The organism is Nocardia huaxiensis, assembly GCF_013744875.1.
In the GTDB taxonomy this organism is placed as follows: domain Bacteria; phylum Actinomycetota; class Actinomycetes; order Mycobacteriales; family Mycobacteriaceae; genus Nocardia; species Nocardia huaxiensis.
Window position 1 is genome coordinate 4,369,390 of sequence record NZ_CP059399.1, and the last position, 17,460, is coordinate 4,386,849.

17 protein-coding genes are annotated in these 17,460 nt (G+C 67.6%); 6 read left to right on the plus strand and 11 right to left on the minus strand.

Annotated elements, in window-relative coordinates; genetic code table 11:
* Positions 1–8: 8 nt before the first annotated feature.
* The 3 genes from H0264_RS19735 to H0264_RS19745 all read right to left on the minus strand — a co-directional run bounded on the left by H0264_RS19735 (position 9) and on the right by H0264_RS19745 (position 3,454).
* Positions 9–794, minus strand: a complete 786-nt coding sequence (locus H0264_RS19735; RefSeq protein ID WP_220139795.1) for an SDR family NAD(P)-dependent oxidoreductase — start codon at positions 792–794, stop codon at positions 9–11.
* A 116-nt stretch (positions 795–910) separates the two neighbouring features.
* A complete protein-coding gene (locus H0264_RS19740) occupies positions 911–2,230 on the minus strand; it encodes a glutamate-1-semialdehyde 2,1-aminomutase (protein ID WP_181578908.1) in 1,320 nt (439 codons plus the stop codon).
* Positions 2,231–2,260: 30 nt separating this feature from the next.
* Positions 2,261–3,454 (minus strand): DUF7373 family lipoprotein, encoded by a 1,194-nt coding sequence (locus H0264_RS19745; protein WP_181578909.1) that lies wholly within the window; start codon positions 3,452–3,454, stop codon positions 2,261–2,263.
* Positions 3,455–3,549: 95 nt separating this feature from the next.
* On the opposite strand from H0264_RS19745, the gene H0264_RS19750 reads away from it, so the two are divergent.
* The 3 genes from H0264_RS19750 to H0264_RS19760 all read left to right on the plus strand — a co-directional run bounded on the left by H0264_RS19750 (position 3,550) and on the right by H0264_RS19760 (position 7,306).
* Positions 3,550–5,157 (plus strand): serine/threonine-protein kinase, encoded by a 1,608-nt coding sequence (locus H0264_RS19750; RefSeq protein ID WP_181578910.1) that lies wholly within the window; start codon positions 3,550–3,552, stop codon positions 5,155–5,157.
* 181 nt (positions 5,158–5,338) lie between these two features.
* On the plus strand, positions 5,339–6,469 hold the full coding sequence (locus H0264_RS19755) for a serine hydrolase domain-containing protein (RefSeq protein WP_181578911.1): 1,131 nt from the start codon (positions 5,339–5,341) through the stop codon (positions 6,467–6,469).
* 39 nt (positions 6,470–6,508) lie between these two features.
* A complete protein-coding gene (locus H0264_RS19760; protein ID WP_181578912.1) occupies positions 6,509–7,306 on the plus strand; it encodes a glycosyltransferase family 2 protein in 798 nt (265 codons plus the stop codon).
* Here the strand turns inward: H0264_RS19760 and H0264_RS19765 are convergent.
* Positions 7,278–7,904: an MspA family porin gene (locus H0264_RS19765; protein ID WP_231086150.1), complete on the minus strand. Its 627-nt coding sequence runs from the start codon at positions 7,902–7,904 to the stop codon at positions 7,278–7,280. The genes H0264_RS19760 and H0264_RS19765 overlap by 29 nt on opposite strands.
* A 265-nt stretch (positions 7,905–8,169) precedes the next feature.
* On the minus strand, positions 8,170–9,309 hold the full coding sequence (locus H0264_RS19770; RefSeq protein WP_181578913.1) for a class I SAM-dependent methyltransferase: 1,140 nt from the start codon (positions 9,307–9,309) through the stop codon (positions 8,170–8,172).
* A gap of 14 nt (positions 9,310–9,323) precedes the next feature.
* On the opposite strand from H0264_RS19770, the gene H0264_RS19775 reads away from it, so the two are divergent.
* Positions 9,324–9,911 carry a dTDP-4-dehydrorhamnose 3,5-epimerase family protein gene (locus tag H0264_RS19775; protein WP_181578914.1) on the plus strand — a complete coding sequence of 196 codons (588 nt, stop codon included), beginning with the start codon at positions 9,324–9,326 and terminating at the stop codon, positions 9,909–9,911.
* On the opposite strand, the gene H0264_RS19780 is transcribed toward H0264_RS19775, so the two are convergent.
* Genes H0264_RS19780 through H0264_RS19795 form a run of 4 tightly spaced genes read right to left on the minus strand, consistent with a single transcriptional unit; the run spans position 9,895 to position 13,661 of the window.
* Complete coding sequence (locus H0264_RS19780; RefSeq protein WP_181578915.1) at positions 9,895–10,923, minus strand: NAD-dependent epimerase/dehydratase family protein; 1,029 nt, start codon at positions 10,921–10,923, stop codon at positions 9,895–9,897. The two genes, H0264_RS19775 and H0264_RS19780, sit on opposite strands and share 17 nt — an antisense overlap.
* 42 nt (positions 10,924–10,965) lie before the next feature.
* Positions 10,966–11,616 carry a PIG-L deacetylase family protein gene (locus tag H0264_RS19785; protein WP_181578916.1) on the minus strand — a complete coding sequence of 217 codons (651 nt, stop codon included), beginning with the start codon at positions 11,614–11,616 and terminating at the stop codon, positions 10,966–10,968.
* A gap of 3 nt (positions 11,617–11,619) precedes the next feature.
* Positions 11,620–12,429 (minus strand): sugar phosphate nucleotidyltransferase, encoded by an 810-nt coding sequence (locus H0264_RS19790; RefSeq protein ID WP_181578917.1) that lies wholly within the window; start codon positions 12,427–12,429, stop codon positions 11,620–11,622.
* Positions 12,426–13,661: a class I SAM-dependent methyltransferase gene (locus H0264_RS19795; protein ID WP_181578918.1), complete on the minus strand. Its 1,236-nt coding sequence runs from the start codon at positions 13,659–13,661 to the stop codon at positions 12,426–12,428. The genes H0264_RS19790 and H0264_RS19795 overlap by 4 nt, the downstream gene beginning before the upstream one ends.
* Positions 13,662–14,304: 643 nt before the next feature.
* Between H0264_RS19795 and H0264_RS19800 the strand changes: the two genes are divergently transcribed.
* Positions 14,305–14,685 carry a sugar transferase gene (locus H0264_RS19800; protein ID WP_181578919.1) on the plus strand — a complete coding sequence of 127 codons (381 nt, stop codon included), beginning with the start codon at positions 14,305–14,307 and terminating at the stop codon, positions 14,683–14,685.
* Between the two features lie 52 nt (positions 14,686–14,737).
* The gene (locus H0264_RS19805; protein WP_181578920.1) at positions 14,738–15,631 is read left to right on the plus strand and encodes an ATP-grasp domain-containing protein; all 894 of its coding nucleotides are present in this window, start codon (positions 14,738–14,740) and stop codon (positions 15,629–15,631) included.
* Here H0264_RS19805 and H0264_RS19810 read toward each other — a convergent pair.
* Both H0264_RS19810 and H0264_RS19815 read right to left on the minus strand, forming a co-directional pair.
* Positions 15,600–16,433: a polysaccharide lyase family 20 protein gene (locus tag H0264_RS19810; RefSeq protein ID WP_181578921.1), complete on the minus strand. Its 834-nt coding sequence runs from the start codon at positions 16,431–16,433 to the stop codon at positions 15,600–15,602. The two genes, H0264_RS19805 and H0264_RS19810, sit on opposite strands and share 32 nt — an antisense overlap.
* An 8-nt stretch (positions 16,434–16,441) precedes the next feature.
* Positions 16,442–17,437 carry an NAD-dependent epimerase/dehydratase family protein gene (locus H0264_RS19815; protein ID WP_181578922.1) on the minus strand — a complete coding sequence of 332 codons (996 nt, stop codon included), beginning with the start codon at positions 17,435–17,437 and terminating at the stop codon, positions 16,442–16,444.
* Positions 17,438–17,460 lie beyond the last annotated feature (23 nt).

A 17,460-nucleotide genomic window follows, 5' to 3' on the forward strand; every position in this document is an offset into this window, starting at 1 on the left:
TCCGCTCCTCACTGCATGGTGATGCCGCCGCTGACGCTGATCAGCTGGCCGGTGATGTAGCCGGCCGCCGGGCTCGCCAGCCATGCGATGAGCGCGGCGACCTCCTCCGGCCGGCCGAGACGTTTCATGGGGATGGCCTTTTCCAGCGCGGCGAGCGCGCCGGGGTGATCGGCCATGGTGCGGGCCACCATCTGCCCTTCGATCGGGCCGGGGCACACGACGTTCACGGTCACCTGATGCCGGGCGACCTCACGCGCCAGGGATTTGGCGAAGCCGAACAGGCCGGATTTGGAGGCTGCGTACGCGGCCTCGCCACCGGCTCCGGCGCGGGCTCCGTCGGAGGAGACGAAAACGATTCGGGCGGAGTGGGTTTCGAGCAGACCGGGGAGCAGCGCCTGGGTCAGGAGCATGGGACCGCGCAGATTCACCTCGTGCATGGCATCCCAGTGCGCCACGGAACTGGTCAGGAAGGGTTCGACGATCGCGAGGCCGGCGCAGTGCACCAGCGCCGAGATCGATCCGTGTACGGCCTGCGCTGTGCTTGCGATGCTGTCGGCGTTCGCCAGATCCAGCTGTACCGCAGTAGCTTTCGGTCCGAGCTCGCAGGCGGCCTGCGCTGCGGCGTCGAGGTCGATGTCGGCGATGACCACGTCGCGGCCGGCGGCCACCAGCACTTCGGCTACCGCGCGGCCGATATCTCCGGCCGCGCCGGTAATGAGCGCCGCCCCGCGCCGGTGCTCACGCGCTGCGTCATCATGACGTTCCCCGGCCGTGCCGTTCTCACCCACTGCCACACTCGCATTCGCAGATACGATTCGCATTCACGATTCACTGCGGAGCGCGTGAACGCAGCATTCACGAATACAGCAGTCATGAATACCGCATTCATAAATACAGCATCGGGCGCGTTTCAGTCGGGGAGTCTGCGGGGGAAGGCACTCCTGCGCAGTGCGGGGGCGACCGGTCGGCCGGTGAGCAGGCCCTCGACGGTGCCGTTTTCGAGGGCTTTGCGGTAGATGACGGCGGCCTCGCGGCAGGCGTCGATGGTGTGGTCGATGTCGGCGTCGGTGTGGGCGGCGGAGGTGACGAAGGATTGGCCGAGTACGCCGCGTTCGAGGAGTTCCTGGAGGAAGAGGGTTCGGAAGGGTTGGGAGGCAACGCCTTCGGGGTCCTTGGTGCGGAAGATCAGGCAGGAGGGGCGACCGGTCACCTGGAGGTGGCCGGCTATGCCGAGTTCGGCGGCGACGGCATTGACACCGGCGGCGAGGCGGCTGCCCGCCGCCGACATGCGCGCGACCGGGTCGGTGTCACGGTAAGCCTGGACGACGGCCCGGAAGGCCGCCAGCCCAGCGGTTTCCGGGCCGTGCGTGGTGGACAGCAGGAAGACGCGGTCGGCGTCGGTGCGCAGGCCGCCCAATTCCATGTATTCGCGCTTGCCCGCCAGCGCGGAGATGGGGAAGCCGTTGCCCATGGCCTTGCCCCAGCAGGACAGGTCCGGGCGCACGCCGTAGATCTGCTGCGCGCCGCCGGCGGCCCAGCGGAAGCCGGTGATCATCTCGTCGAACACCAGTAGCGCACCGTGCCGATCACACAGTGCGCGAACGCCTTCCAGGAATCCGGGTGCGGGTTCGGCCAGTGCGGTGGCCTGTTCCATGATCACGCAGGCCACCCGGTGCGCGGTCAGGGCGGCGTCCAGGGAGTCGAGGTCGTTGTAGCGGAAGCGCACGGTGTCGGTGGCGGGGATGCCGGCGTTCATGTCGGTGGTGCCGATGAACCAGTCGTCCACCGAGAAGAACGGCTGATCGCAGATGGCCACCGTTTCGCGGCCGGTGACCGCGCGGGCCAGGCGGACGGCCGCGGTGGTGGCGTCGGAGCCGTTCTTGGCGAACTTCACCATGTCCGCGCCGGGCACCAGGCTCAGGAAGTCCTGTGCCGCAAGCAGTTCCAGTTCGGTGGGCCGGGAGAAGCTGACGCCGTCGGCGATGGTGCGCGTCACGGCGTCGAGGACCGGCGCGTAACCGTGTCCGAGCGTCACCGCGCGCAAGCCCATCCCGTATTCGACGTATTCGTTGCCGTCGCGATCCCATACCCGGGCTCCGCTGCCGCGCACCAGGATCGGGGCCATGGCCTCCGGATACTGATCCGATCCCCGCGCGTAGGTGTGCGCCCCGCCGGGGACCAGATCGTGCAGCCGAGCCTGAATCTCATTGCTACGAGCGAAATCCCGCATACGTGTACATCCCCCTCTCCCCGCTGGACGCTACATGCTGTTGGCCAGCAGCGCGTACTGGGCGGCGACCTTCTGTTTGACGTCGTCCTCGGTCTCGGCGCTGACGATCGCGGCATACCGGCGATAGGGGACATAGCAGCGGTAGGCGGCGTCGCTGGAGCCGCCACCGGTGCGGTGGAAGCATTTCACGCCGGGTACCGAGCCGGGGCCCTTGATGGGATCGAAGGCCGAACCGAGGTTATTGGCGATGCCGGTGATCAGGTCGGCCGCCGTCCCGGTGTCGCGGGTGCGAATGATCGCGGCCGAGTCGTCGATGCCGATCCGATCGGCTCCATTGTCGGCGAGCAGCTTTCGGACCAGGGTCTGGTCGAAGGCATTGTGGGTGTAGAAGGACGGGCCGTAGACGCCGAAGCTCGCCGGATCGGGCGCTCGGCTGCCGCGGTGCGCGGTGAGGACGCGATCGAGAACGCCGTCGGGATCGATGGGCAGGTCGTCGATCTTCTCGGTCGGCGTGGGCTGGAAGGTGTCGAGCAGCGCTACCTGTGCGTCCAGGGTCTTGCGCACCCAGTCGAGCAGGTCGGCGGAGTCGGCGCGGGGCCGCTGGATCAGCAGCGAGATGACGAACTGCCGGTACGCCATGAACGTTCCGATATCCGCGATCCCCGGCCGCCAGTGAATATAGGCGTCCGGATATTCGGACAGTCCGAGCCGCTTGTTCTGATCGGCGGCGTGCGCGAAATCCACGTCCTCGAGTTCGCGGGCCGCGAGTTTGGCGTCGGATTCGCTCGGGAAGCGCATGACGAGGCTGATCACCCCGGTGCCGGGCGGATCGGGCAGGTAGGCGCCCTCGGCCGCGGGAGTGTCGGAGCTGATGGAGGCGTAGCCGACGATCATGTTCCGAGTGCGCAGCACGTCGGCGGAATACCCGGCGAGGTACTCCTCCTCGGCGAATTCCGCGTCGTTCACGACCTCGCCGCGCAATCCCACCGACAGCGTCGAGTCGATGGGCGGGCCGGTGGTGACGGCTTCGGACATGCGCATACCCTCCACGAGAGCGCCTGCGCCCCTGGAATCTTGATCATGATGGAACTTGTCCACCGGGTAGGCGCCCACATCCAGGGTGCGCACATCGATTTCCGCGGGCACCGCCGTGCCCTCGACCCCGCATCCCGCCAGGAACAGCAGCATGGCGAGCATCGCGAGCACAGGAGTATTGCGCGCCATGGCTGCACCTCGATTCGCGGCCGGCCTGGGAACCGCCGTCAAACCATTGTGCGATAAGGTGATCGGCAGCACGCGGCACTCGGAGGAGTGAGATCTTGGGGAGGAAGCTGGCTCAGGGCCAGGTATTCGCGGGCTATCGGATCGAACGGCTGCTCGGCGTCGGCGGCATGGGCGAGGTGTACCTCGCGCACGATCGCGATCTGCCGCGGTTCGTGGCCCTCAAACTGCTGAGCACCGCCGGCGGCGATGACGCCGAAGTGCGGGCGCGGTTCTTGCGCGAGGCCGATACCGCGGCGCGGCTGTCGCATCCCAATATCGTGGCCGTGTACGCGCGCGGCACGACCGACGAGCGGCTGTGGATGGCCATGCAATTCGTCGAGGGCACGGATGTGGCGGCGGTGCTGGCGCAGGGGGCGCTGCGGGCCGACTACGCGGTGCGGATTCTGCGGGAGACGGCGCGGGCACTGGATCACGCGCATCGGGCGGGTGTGCTGCACCGGGATGTGAAGCCGGGCAATATCCTGCTGGAGTGGGGGCCGGAGCAGCGAGTTTTCCTGGCGGACTTCGGGATTGCGAAGGCGCTGGATCAGACCAGCGCGCTGACGCGCACCGGGGAGATGTACGCGAGCTTCCAGTACGCGTCGCCGGAGCAGTTCGAGCTACGAGCCGATATGGATCAGCGCGCTGATGTGTACGCGCTGGGATGCACGTTCTTTCACATGCTGACCGGTGAGCTGCCGTATCCGGGCGGGACCACCGCGCAGCTGGTGAACGGGCACCTCAATGGCCGGATTCCACGGCCGAGCGCCCGGAATGCGGACGTGTCGGCGACTTTCGACGCGGTGATCGAACGGGCGCTGGCCAAGGATCCGAACCGGCGATTCAACAGTTGCGGCGAACTGGCGGCGGCGGCCGAGCAGGCGCTGGCGGCGCCGTTCGTGCGGGGTGAGGCGACGGCGCCGCCACAGTTCGGGACCACGCGCGGCGCGGCATTGACGACCCAGCCGGGCGGGGCGCCCACCGGGCCCGCCGCGCAGCCGATTTCTCCGTTGAGCTATCCGACTGCGTCGGGTACGTACTCACCGCAGCAGGGTCCTGATCCACAGGACGCGATGCCGACCATGCACGCGGGCGCGTCCGGCTCGGCCGCACCGCAGGCGCGCTCGCGCCGCAGCCGGAAGACGGCCGTTCTGCTGTTTCTCGTGGCGCTGGTGGTGGTGGCCGCGGCAGGCATCGGATTCGGCAGTGGCGCGCTGCATTTCCGCATCGGGGCGGGGGACACCGGGGGCAGCAGCGATATCGCGGGCACGGGGGACTCGGCGGCGAACCAGGCGGCGGCCACCGCGGTGGCCTGTGAGTACGCGAAGCTCATGACCACCTACGACTACAGCGACGGCAGTGGCTGGCAGGCGAAGGTGATCGACGGGGCGACCGGTACCTGGAAGACCGACGCGCAGAATCTGCTGCCCACCATCGCTTTGATCCTGGAACAGGATTCGGAGCACACGCGGGCCACTGCTGCCACGTGCACCATCACCTCGGGGAACTCGACGCATTACGAGTTCGCGGCGGAGGTGCAGCTGGTGAATTCCACCAAGGGACAGGCCGATACCACCGAGAGCAAGACCATCTCCATGTCCATGGACTATGTGGACGGCCGGTGGCTGTGCAGCAAGTGGAGTCTGCCGCTGGGTTCGATCTGACGCCGCGTTCAATCTGACGCCGCGTTCGATCTGACGCCGCGCGGGCCGATTTCGCCGGGTTCAGGTCACAGATGAGCCGCGGTCGAACCGCGCTCCTGCCCTGCGCGTATGACATGCTGGCCGGTTCCCCTCGCCGGCCACTCTCTTTGGAGGACATATGCGCCGCGGTGCCGCACTCTCGATGGCAGCCAAGACATTCGGAATCATGCTGGTTGCCGCGACGGCGGCCTTCGCGACGGCGGGAACGCCCGCCGCCGACGCTGATGAGCTCACCGGCCTGCTACAGGCGGATCTGGATGCCATTGTCACCGGGATGGATGTGCCGGGTGCGCAGCTCGTCCTGCGGGACGGCGAGCGAAATCGGCTGGTAGCCAGCGGGGTCGGCGATATCGCCACCGGCGCGGGGTTCCCCGACAATGCGCAGTTCCGGATCGCGAGCAATACCAAGACCTTTGTGGCCGTCGTGGTGCTGCAGCTGGTGGGTGAGGGGCGGGTCGAGCTGGACGCGCCCATCGAACGGTATCTGCCCGGCGTGGTGCGCGGGCCGGGCGGGGACGGGAATGCGATCACGGTGCGGCAGCTGTTGCAGCACACCAGTGGGATTCCGGACTATCTGCCGATGCTCGAGCTGGAATCGGTGGCGGCATTGCGGCAGTGGAAGACCGCCGACGATCTGATCGCGCTGGGGCTGGGCGAGCAGGCGCAGTATCGGCCGGGCGAACGGGCGGTGTATTCGAATACCAACTATCTGCTGGCCGGGAAGCTGGTGGAGCAGGTGACGGGTGCGCCGGTGGGGGTGGAGGTGACGCGGCGGATTCTCATGCCGTTGCAGCTCGTGGACACCTATTGGCCGGTGTTCCCGGCGGAGAACACGATTCGCGGGCCGCACGCGCAGGCTTATCACGAATTCGGCGGCAACCGAGTCGATGTCACCGATATCGATCCCGGCTGGGGGCTGTCGGACGGGGCCATGGTGTCCACCAGTGCGGATCTGAGCCGGTTCTACGCGGCGCTGGTCTCGGGTGCGGTGCTGGGGCCCGATCAGCTGGCGGAGATGCGGAAGACCGTGCCCAGCGGTGACTTCCGGCGGTCGGAGGAATTCGGGCTGGGGCTGTTCCACTGGGTGACCTCGTGTGGGGCCGACGCGTGGGGCCACGGTGGGACCATGCACGGCAGTTTCGTCTACGGCGGTGCGACCACCGGCCGGTCGGTGACCGTGAGCATGAACCAGATTCCCGATATCTTCGGCGGCACCCAGCAGCGCGTGGATATGCATCAGGTGGTGGACGACGCCCTGTGCGCTAACGGATGATGTGTCGATCGGGTCGACGGCGTGGTGCAGGGGGAGTGGATGGCAATTCTGTCGGTGTGTGTTCCGGTGCAGGACGCAGACGGTGGACTGGAACAAACGCTGCGCTCGATTCTGGAGCAGGACACCGAGGTCGAGGTGATCGTGCTGGACAATGCCGGCGGCGGGGATGCGGCGGCGGTCGTGACCTCCTGTGCGGACGCGCGGGTGCGGCTGGTGCGCAACGAGGTTCCGCTGCCGGTGGGGGAGAGCTGGAACAAGGCGGTGTCGCTGTCCACGAGGCGGCTGGTGAAGGTGGTCGACGCGGGGGAGATCCTGCTGCCGGGGGCGCTGGATCGGCAGATCACCGTCATGGGCGACAATGGAATCGCGGTGTGCTGCGCGAAGTTCCAGTTGCTCGATGCATCGGGGCAGGTGCTGGCGAACGCGGTGGGGCTGCCGAATCTGCTGGGGCAGCGTGATATTCGATCACTGATGCGCACGATCGTGCGGCGCGGTCCGGCGGAATTCGGGCCGGTCGCGGCCACGGTGTTCCGGCGCGCGGATTTCGATCGGGTGGGCGGGTTCCGCGGTGATCCGGACTATCCCGTGCACGTGGATCTGATCGCGCGGATGAGTGCCTTCGGATCGTTCTACGGTTTGCCGGAAACCCTTGCGGCATGGCGTGATCCGGGTGTCGGGTCGCTGGCCGAGGAGTGGCGGATGCAGCACCGGCTGAACGCCGAGCATCCGGGCGTGGTGGGCCGGGGCGCACGCCTGGCGGGCGATCTGCGGCTGGCACGGGCCGCCGCAGATCGCCTGCGCACGCGGATCAGATCTGCCAGAGCGGCCCGTAGGTGATGACGGTGTCACCGTTGCTGGTGACGATCTTCACCCAGGGACGGATCGAAACCTGGCCCAGCACACCGGTTACCGTGCCGTGGAAGCCCGACATCTGAATGAAACCGTCCGTGCCGGAGATGTCGCCGCTGGCGGCCTCGATGGTCTCGATGCCGGGGCCGAAGCCCACCTCGACCTCGACGCCCGCGCGCGGAATCAGATCACCGATATTCACGCTGGGGTCGCCGTCGAGCTCCAGGCCGAGGCTGGGGGTCGACCATTGGAAGCGGAGCTTGCCGTTCAGGGTGGCGGGGAAGCCGACCTGGTAGCCGACGGTGATGGTGCCCGACCAGTCGTCGGCCTTGGGGCCGGAGACCTTGAAACAGGCTTTGCCATTGTGGAACCACTCGCGGGTCAACGGATTTCCGTCGAGCGGCGCGACGAACTGGAAGTTGGTGTCCATCTGGATGGCCTCGACCGTGCGGCCCTGCCGATCCACGATGGAGTTGGCGGAGTCGATGCCGGCCAGCGAGGAGCCGGTGTTCATGGCCAGGCCGATGGTGAGTGCGGCGGCGACGGCCATGGTGCGCGCGGCGGCGCGCTGAGTGGTGCGCTTCATGATTGATCCCATTCCCTCATCAGGTGCAGCGTGCGCGTAAGAAGCACGCGCGCAATTGATTTCCCCAAGTGACATCGGGGCCCAGGGCATTGCTCGCCTTGCGGCCGGTGCGTTGCCCGTCTTCCCCCATGGTCGTGATCGACCTCACGCTGAGACTATCCCACCGGACCGACCGGTGTGTCAGTGCATTCGCATGATCGCCATCACAAACCGTGCGTTCGTTGCCTGATACGCGACCGTGCGTGCCAAGCTATCCGGTTGCGCCTCACGGCGGTTCGGGAAGTTGTACCACCCACCTCCCGTCGAGTTCGGGCAGCCGCGACCTGACCTCCTGCAACAGGTCGGGCAGCGTGAGGAAGACTCGATCCGGATGCGCGGCAACGAGTTCCGCCGGATCGATGATCGGGATGTCGGTGCCGGGCATGCGCCGGCCCTGCTTGGCCGGGGACGCGTCGGCGACCGCGGTGAGCAGGCCGCGGTGCGCGCCCGCCAGGTGCAGCAGCGCGACCGCGCGCGAGGCCGCGCCGTAGGCGTAAACCCGGTGACCGGCAACGGCTTCCGACTCCAGCCAGGAGCGCAGCGCGTGCGCCTGTTCGTCGGCGGCGTGCTGCAGGTCCGGAAGTAGTTCCTCCACATCGGATTCCGCCGCGAGAATGCGCTGGACCGTTGCGTCGGGCGGGACGTCGCCGTGCACGGCGGCCACCAGAATCGTTCCGCCGTAGAGGCCGAACTCCCAGGCGGTGACCACGCTCATGCCCGCATCGGCCAGCAGGCGGCGCAGGGATGCGAGGGTGTAGTAGGCGAAATGACCGTGGCGCAGGGCATTCCATTGGCCGTGCGTGACTATGGCGTGCAGCGAATGGAATTGGAGCAGCAGCACGCCGTCGGGTGCGGTGGCGGCGGCGCGGACCGCGAAGGCCGCGCGTTGATCGGGCACGTGCATGATGCCGAAGCAGTCGATGACGACGTCTGCGGCGTCGGCGGTTTCGATGAATCCGCGCGCGGTGAGCAGGGGCAGCCAGCTGCCGCCGTGCGGGCTGCCGAATTCCCGGACGGTGCTGCCGTGCTTCTCGGGCTCGCTTGCCGCCGTGCTGCCGCCAGGCGGCCGAGATCCACGCAGCCACCCGGCGGCCGAGACGCGGGCCAGGGCGTCGGCGGCTTGATCTCGCAGGGCCTGCGGTTCGACCCCGCGTGGTTCGGCGGTGACGGTGTCGTCCTCGGCCAGCTGGGCGAGACCGCAGGCGAGGCAGTAGTCCATGGCCAGGGGGTGCGCCGACTCGATCTCGGTTTCGGCGGCATCCAGAGCCGGAAAGTCGTCTGCCGCAGGCATTTTGCCGAGATCGAGGACCCGGGTCAGGGGCCCGGCTCCGCATCCGCGACACCCGCGCGCCGGTTCGCCGCTCATGGCACGATGTCCTGGTGCGTATCGAACCGACCGAGCTCGCCGACGTCCTGGTGCTGACGCCGCAACCTTTCCGCGACGGTCGCGGGTTCTTCACCCGGACCTTCGACGCCGCCGAGTTCGACGAATACCTGGGTGCGCCCGGGTATTCCGCGTCCTTCGTGCAGGATTCGCAGTCGCGGTCGTTCCGGGGCGTGGTGCGCGGGATGCACGGGCGCGCCGGGCGCGGGGAGGCGAAGCTGGTGCGGTGCGCGCACGGGGCCGTGCACGATGTGCTGGTGGATATCCGGCCGGATTCGCCGACGTTCGGCGTGCGGCAGGCATTCCTGTTGGACGACAGCGACTTCCGGCATCTGTACGTGCCGCCCGGATTTCTGCACGGGTTCCAGGCGCTGACCCCGGTGGCCGATGTGTGCTACCGCATCGACCGGCCGCACGACCCGGCCGAGGATCTCGGCGTGGCCTATGACGACGCGGATCTGGCCATCGCCTGGCCGCAGCCGGTGACCGTGGTCTCCGACCGCGACGCGGGCGCGGGCTCCTGGCATGCTCTGCTCGATCGACTGAGGCTGGATGTGCTCGGGCAAGTCAGGCCCCGATCCTGACCCGGCGCAGGTCGTCGTCGAGGATGCCGGCTTGCTTGAGCGACTTCAGATGCGCGAGCCGGGTGAAGCGCGCGAAGAAGGCGTCGGCGGTCAGGCCGCGGGCCACGTATTCACGGTGCAGCTCGGCCGCGCCCTCGGGGATGCTCCACTGCGCTTCGAAGCCGAGTTCCTTTCGGGCGTAGGAGAAGTCGACGCGATAGGAGCGCGGGTCGGCGCCGCTCTCGCCGGTGATGACCAGGGTCGAGCCGGGGACGGCCTCGACCACCGACTGCGCGATCTCGGCGACGGTGAGATTGTTGGCCTCGGTGCCGACGTTGTAGGCCCGGCAGTGGATGGCTTCGATCGGGGCCTCCAGGCAGGTGGCGAAGGCGGCGGCGATGTCGCGCGCGTGCACCAGCGGCCGCCATGGCGTGCCGTCGGAGAGCACCCGCACCTCGCCGGTGAGCACCGCGTAGCCGACCAGATTGTTGAGCACGATATCGGCGCGCAGGCGCGGGGAGAAGCCGAAGGCGGTGGCATTGCGCAGGAATACGGGGGAGAAGCCGGAGTCGGCGATGGCCGCCACATCGTCCTCCACCTTCACCTTGCTCTCCGCGTACGGCGTGAGGGGACGCAGCGGGGCGTCCTCGGTGACCAGGCCCGCGCCGGCGGCGCCGTAGACCGAACAGGTGGAGGCGTAGAGGAAGCGGCGGACACCGGCTTGTTTGGCCAGCCGGGCCAGGCGCACCGACGCGTGATGGTTGATGTCGTAGGTGATCTGCGGGGCCAGTGCGCCGAGCGGATCGTTGGACAGCGCCGCCAGATGCACGACGGCGTCGAAGCCGGATAGCTGATCGGCGGTCACGTCGCGGAGATCCACGCTGAGGGTGGGCGGCGCCGCGGGGGCCTCCCCGAGGACGCATTCGGCGAAATAGCCACTGTCCAAACCGGTTACATCATGTCCGGCGGCCTGCAGGACAGGGACCATGACGGTGCCCAGGTAGCCCTGATGGCCGGTGACCAGGACGCGCATGGTTACAGCCTTCCCGTTGTGCTGGAGTCGTGCACGCGCATGTCATGCACCTCCGAAGGTGATGGTGGCCTTGTCGAGCAGGAAGCCCTCGGCGTGCTGGGCGCGGCACTGGACGCCGCGCAGCCGGGACAGGCCGAGGAAGGACTGTTCGTCGAACCAGTCCCGATCCCGTTGCGAGGGATAATGTTTCATCAGCAGCGCGGCCTTGAGTTCGGCGAAGCCCGCGGGCAGCGGATGGAAGATCGTGGGCTGCGGAGTGTCGTTCTCCCACTTGAGTATTTCGTACCCGAGCACGAGATGATCGCGAAATTCGGTGGGAGCCAATTCGGCCAGCAGCCGGTGATCCTGATGGGCGTCCTTGCGCTGCGGCGCGAAGACCACCTCGGCGCGACTGCCGCGGCGCAGGGCCGCCACGGCGTCCTTGACCCGCTCCCAGTGGGCGGGGGCGTAGCCGTCGGGGATGTCGAGGATGCGCAGATCGAGATCGGCTCCGGGACAAAAGGCTTCGAGGGCCGCCTGTTCCTCGAGCGCGCGGTCGGTGCCCGCACCGGAGAGCACGAGTGCGCGCACCCGGAGGCCGGGCACCGTGTGCGCCAGCGCCAGCAGGGTGCCGCCGAGGCCGATGGCCAGATCATCGCAATGCGCTGCCAGCAGGGCGATTTCACGGACGGAGCCGGTGTCGAGTCGGATCATGGCTCAGCCCCTGGAAACGGATGGGGCCCCGGCGACGCCGGGCTGCTCCCAGACCATCCACGGACGGTCGCCCTGCTGGTAACCGGCATCGAGTTCGGCGCGTTCCTTGAAGGTGTCGGCCGGTTTCCAGAAGCCGTGGTGCTGGTAGCCGAACAGGCGGCCCTGGGCGGCCAGCGCGCCGCAGGCGTCCTCCACGAGGTCGCCATTGGGCGGCAGGTGGTCGAACACCTCCTGGGTGAGCACGAAGTAGCCGCCGTTCTCCCAGATGGGCAGGCGCGAGACCGGGGTGATGTTCTTGACCTCACCGGAGCCGTTCACATCCACGCAGTGGAACGACGACTGCGGCGGCACGATCATCATCGAGGCCGCCGCGCCCGAATCCTGGAACTTGGTGATCATCTCGTCCAGGGGCGCGTCGGTGAGCACGTCGGCGTAGTTGGCCAGGAAGTAGCGTTCGCCGTCGAGGTGCGTGCGCACGCGGCGCAGGCGTTCGCCGATGGGCGATTCCGGGCCGGTGTCGACGAAGGTGATGGTCCAGTCGCTGATATCGGATTGCAGCAGCTCGACCTTGCCGCCGCGGATGACGAAGTCGTTGGAGACCGACTCCTGGTAGGTGAGGAAGAAGTTCTTGATGTGCGCGGCGCCGTAGCCCAGGCACAGGATGAAGTCCTTGTGACCGTAGTGCGCGTAGTAGCGCATGACATGCCAGATGAGCGGGCGCGGGCCGACCATCTGCATGGGCTTGGGGACCACGTCCTCGGTGCCGTTGCGCATCCGCATGCCGTAGCCGCCGCAGAACAGCACGACCTTCATCGGAGTTCCTCTCGCTGAGCAGAGTGCAGGGTGGGGAGGGGGTAGACGATCTCGCCGCCCCACTCGGCGATGTGACGCAGTTGTGCAGTGATCTCGGCTTCGAGATTCCAGGGCAGGACCACCACCACGTCGGGGCGATCGGCGTCGATGCGTTCCGGGGCGTGGATGGGAATGCGGGTGCCGGGGGTGAATCTGCCGTGTTTGTACGGGTTTCGGTCGACCGTGTACTCGAGCAGATCGGTGCGGATGCCGCAGTAGTTGAGCAGGGTGTTGCCCTTGCCGGGCGCGCCGTAGCCGACCACGCGTTTGCCGGATGCCTTGGCGTCCAGGAGGTATCGGAGCAGATCCTGGCGGACCCGTTCGGTGCGCGGGCGCAGGTCGAGGTAGCCGGCGACCTCGTGCAGACCGGCCTCGGCCTCCAGGGCCAGCACCTCGGCGACGCGGGGGCCGGGTTCGGCGACCGCGTCGGGGCGGGCCCACAGCCGCAGCGAACCACCGTGTGTGGCAAGCAGTTCCACGTCGACGACGGTGAGCCCGGCGGTTGCCAGGGCGCGCTGGGCGGCCAGCACGGTGTAGTACTGGAAGTGCTCGTGGTAGATAGTGTCGAACTGGCCCAGCGTCACCAGGTTCAGCGCGTGGTGCACCTCGACCGACAGCCAGCCGTCCTCGGCCAGCAGGCCGCGCAGGGCCTTGGTGAAACCGAGCAGATCCGGGATGTGGGCGTAGACATTGTTGGCCACAACGAGATTCGCGGGGCCGTGCTCGGCGCGCACCCGGGCCGCGAGCTGCTCGTCGAGGAAGGCGGTGAGGGTGGGCACGCCCTTCTCCCGTGCGGCCGCGCCGACGTTCACCGAGGGTTCGATGCCCAGGCAGCCGATGCCGGCCGCGACCGCGTGCTGCAGGAGATAGCCGTCATTGCTGGCCACCTCGACCACGAAGGAGCCGTCGGTCAAGCCCGCGCGCTCGATCGCCTGCTCCACGAAGAGTTTCGCGTGCCGCACCCAGCTGTCGGAATACGAGGAGAAATAGGCGTATTCGGTGAAAGTCTCCTCCGGTGTGATGAGGGCCGGAATCTGTAACAGCAGGCAGTTCTCGCACAGCCGCAGATGTAAGGGGTAGGTGGGTTCGGGGAGGTCGAGCTCGTCGGCGGTGAGGAATTTCTCGCACGGCGGCGTCGCACCAAGATCGAGAACACTGACCAGACGGTCGGATTCACACAGACGGCAATACACGCAGACTCCCCACCTCTCACCGAGCCGGACCGGCTAGCGAAGCCGGTTGACCTGAGGTCGGCCCGATCCGGCCTTACGTTACAACAGGATTGACGGCCGCCGCCCGCCTCTGTCCGTTATGTGACGGTGATTGGCGGCTGTAATTCTGCGGCCCGCAGAACCGGGCGTTCGGTTGGCAAACTCTCGAGTCATGCAAATCAAGGGTTACGCCGAGGTCAGCCCGGTTGTCGAGAGTTCGGCGAGCTGCGAAGTTGCGAATAGGGGAAAGAGGGGGAAACCAATGGGAAACCGGTCTCGATCCTTCCCGCTATTTTCGGGACACTATGGGGGGTCGCAGTTTTCGGAAACCGCAGTTCCGGAAACACCGTCCACCCGGGTGTGTAACATTCGGGCTCTGGCAGCCGAAAGTACCGGCGGCCCCCATCGGTTGGCCATGGCCGAAAAGCCGGTCATGCTCTAAAGCGCTGGGGAACCGGCATCAGCCCGATCCGAGGAACTGATCATCGGAGATCGGAACCGAGTTCTCCCGTGGGGGAGGTGCGTTCGTTTCATGAGTTTCGAGATTTCGGACGGTCGTCTGCGGCCGCCGCGCAGGAAGAGCGCTGCGCGCGGTAGAGCCGATATGCGAACAGCGGGCGATCGTGTGCGCCCTACCCATCGCGTAATCGACTGTGTTCTGGCCGTGCTGGCCCTGCTGCTCGTCGCGCCGGTGCTGGCTGCGATCGCGCTGGCGGTCAAGGTGTCCAGCCGCGGGCCCATCTTCGAACCGACCGACCAGATCGGTCCGGGGGGTTTCCCTTTTCGCATGCTCGAGTTCCGCAGCATGTATACCGAGGTGGACCCGCACCTGGAGGCCCTGTGCGCCAGTGACGGCGGCAACCGCCCGCTACCGATGCGCGACGACCCGCGAATCACGCCGGTGGGCAGGATGATTCGCTCCTACGGTTTGCAGCGACTACCGCACTTCGTCAATGTGCTGCGCGGCGAGATGAGCATCCTGGGCCACTGGCCCGGAGCCGTTTGAATACCGGAGCTGCTCGAAGACCGCTCGGTAATCAGGCTGGCATGATGGCCTGATGCCAACCCTGCTGTCGTGCGCCGATCCACTCGACCAGCGGCGCACCGATTCTCACTTCGCAGCCGAAACCGCCGCCGCTCGGGAGCACGGCGCGGGCGTGGGGCTCATTGACCACGAGCTGCTGCTGGGCGGTGCGGCCGAAGCGGCGGTGCGCCGGGTTCCGCGCGATCTCGGGCCGGCCTGGTATCGCGGGTGGATGATTCCGTCGACGGCGTATGCGGCGCTGGCCGAGGCGCTGGCGGCGCGGGGGACGCCGTTGATCGTGGACGCGGCGGCATATCGGTCGGCGCATGAGCTGCCCGGGTGGTACGAGACGTTCGCGAGTGTCACGCCGGCCAGCGCGTGGGTGGCGAGCGCGCCGGGCGAAGTTCCGGATGCGGCAACGCTTTCCAGGCTTGCGAAGGAGCTCGGCGCGGGGCCCGGGATGGTCAAGGATTATGTGAAGTCGGCCAAGCATGCGTGGGAGACCGCCTGCTACATCCCGGATTTGAGTGATGTGGCGAAGGTGGGGCGGGTCGTGGCGGCCTTTGTGGCCGAGCAGGATTCGTATCTGGCCGGGGGAATCGTATTGCGGGCGTTCGAGTCTTTCGGCAGTGCGGGGCGTGCGGCCACCGAGGCCAGGGTGTGGTGGCTGGATGGTGAGCCGGTGTTCGCCGGGGCGCATCCCGATACGCCGGACCAGCGGCCGGAACCGGTGCTGGACGGTGTCGCGGAGTGCGTGCGGCGCTTGGGCGCTCGGTTCGTGACCACCGATCTGGCCCGGCGCGAGGACGGGTTGTGGCGGGTGGTGGAAGTCGGCGACGGCCAGGTGTCGGATCTGCCCGCGGGGACCGACCCGAAACTGATCGTAGGAGCGCTGCTCAGCTCAGTGGCTCGAGGCCCGCTTCGGTAGCGGATTGGGAGAAGCCGTCGTGGTAGACGATGCCTTCGCCGGGGATGCCGGGGTCTCGGTAGTAGCCCTGCTTGAAGTAGACGCCGCCGCCGTCGGGCATGAGAGTGCGGACGGCACAGCGAATTTCGCCCGTACAGGGCGCGGCGTCGAAGGTTTGGCGGCGGCCGTCGACCCAGAGCTCGAGGTAGCCGTCGGAGTCCCGCGCCGACCATTTCACATGGAGTTTGATGTCGTTCCAGACATCGCGCGTGATCTCGCGGCTCCAGGGGGTGTACGTGGGGCCGGGGTCGCCGGGGCCATTCCAGGTGGAAATGACGACGCCCCAGTGGTTTTCGCTGACATTGGTGGGTCCGGCGGCAATGGCCAGCGGCGGGGAGCCGTCCTCGTTGGCATGCCACTGGGAGACGACGCTCCAGCCGGTGCCGGCCGGGAAGACCGTGTCGAATCGGGTGCTCCACTGGTACCAGCGCTCGTCGCCCTCATCGGCCTGCGTGGCGTCCTCGCCGCTCACCTCGGCGCGGTCGCCGCAGCACAGGCGGCCGGGGGTGTCGCCCTGGTCGACTTCGAAGCGGGCGGCGTAATGGCCTTGGCGGACAATGTCGGTCACGATCGACATGCTGTCGGCGTTTGTGTAGTCGGCGCAGGGTCCGCTGGTGACTACGATGTTCTGGCAGTAGGCCCACTGGTTGAAATTGCCGGTCTCGTAGTCGCCGACGAAGGTGCGCGGGCTGGGAGGCGGGCCGGGCGAGCAGGCCACCAGGAGCGACGCGAACAGGGCGCCGATCGTGGTGGTCGTGCTCACGCGGCTCCTCACTGCCAGGTGGCTCCGGTCAGGGTCTCGTACCATGCGACAGTGTTCGCCAGGCCCTGTTCGAATTCGACGCTGGGCCGGTAGCCGATCTCCCGCAGCTTCGAGATGTCGACCACGAGCTTTTCCGGGTCGCCGGGACGGTTGGCGCCACTGTAGTCCAGCAGCGGGGTCAAACCTGTGATGCTGCACAGGGATTTGGCGAGCTGGTCGATGGTGTACTCGTGACCGGCGCCGACGTTGTACGCCTCGCCGCGCAGGGGCGCGTGCTCGGCCACGATCATGGCCGAGCGGGCGGCGTCGGCGACATAGAGGAAGTCGCGGACCTGGGTGCCGTCGCCGTGGATGAACAGGCGTTCATGGTCGCGGTCGAGCTTGGCGAGCAGGTCGAAGACGACCTGTTTGCGCTGGCGCGGGCCGAAGGCGGAGAAGAAGCGGACCGAGGCCAGGTTGAGGTCGTAGAGGTCGGCGAAGACGGCGAGGTAGCGCTCGGCGGCGAGTTTGCCAACGCCGTACGGGGAGATGGGGACCGTGGGGTCGTCCTCGCGGATGGGGATGCGGACCGAATTGCCGTAGACGGCGGCGCTGGAGGCGAAGACGAGACGGCCGGGCCACCGCAGCACGCGCAGGGCTTCGAGGAGCCGGAAGGTGGTGTTGAAATTGAGTTCACAGTCGACGGCGGGCGTCTCCACCGAGGGCGGCACGTAGGCATTGGCCGCGAGATGGAAGACGACGTCGACGGGGTCGGCGGTGAGGTACTCCGCCCAGTCCAGGTCGCGAATGTCTGTTTCGCGCAAGGTGATCGCGTCGGCGACGGCGGTGAGATTGTCGCGGCTGCCGGAGGCGAAGGTGTCCAGGACGGTGACCCGGGCACCGGCCTCGACGAGCAGCTCGACCAGGTGCGAGCCGATGAAACCGGCGCCGCCGGTCACCAGCACCGAGGTATCTTGCCAGTTCAGCGCATTTCCGGACAGGGTCTGCTGGTCGGGCAATGTCATGCGGTGTCCCCCTGCATTCTTTG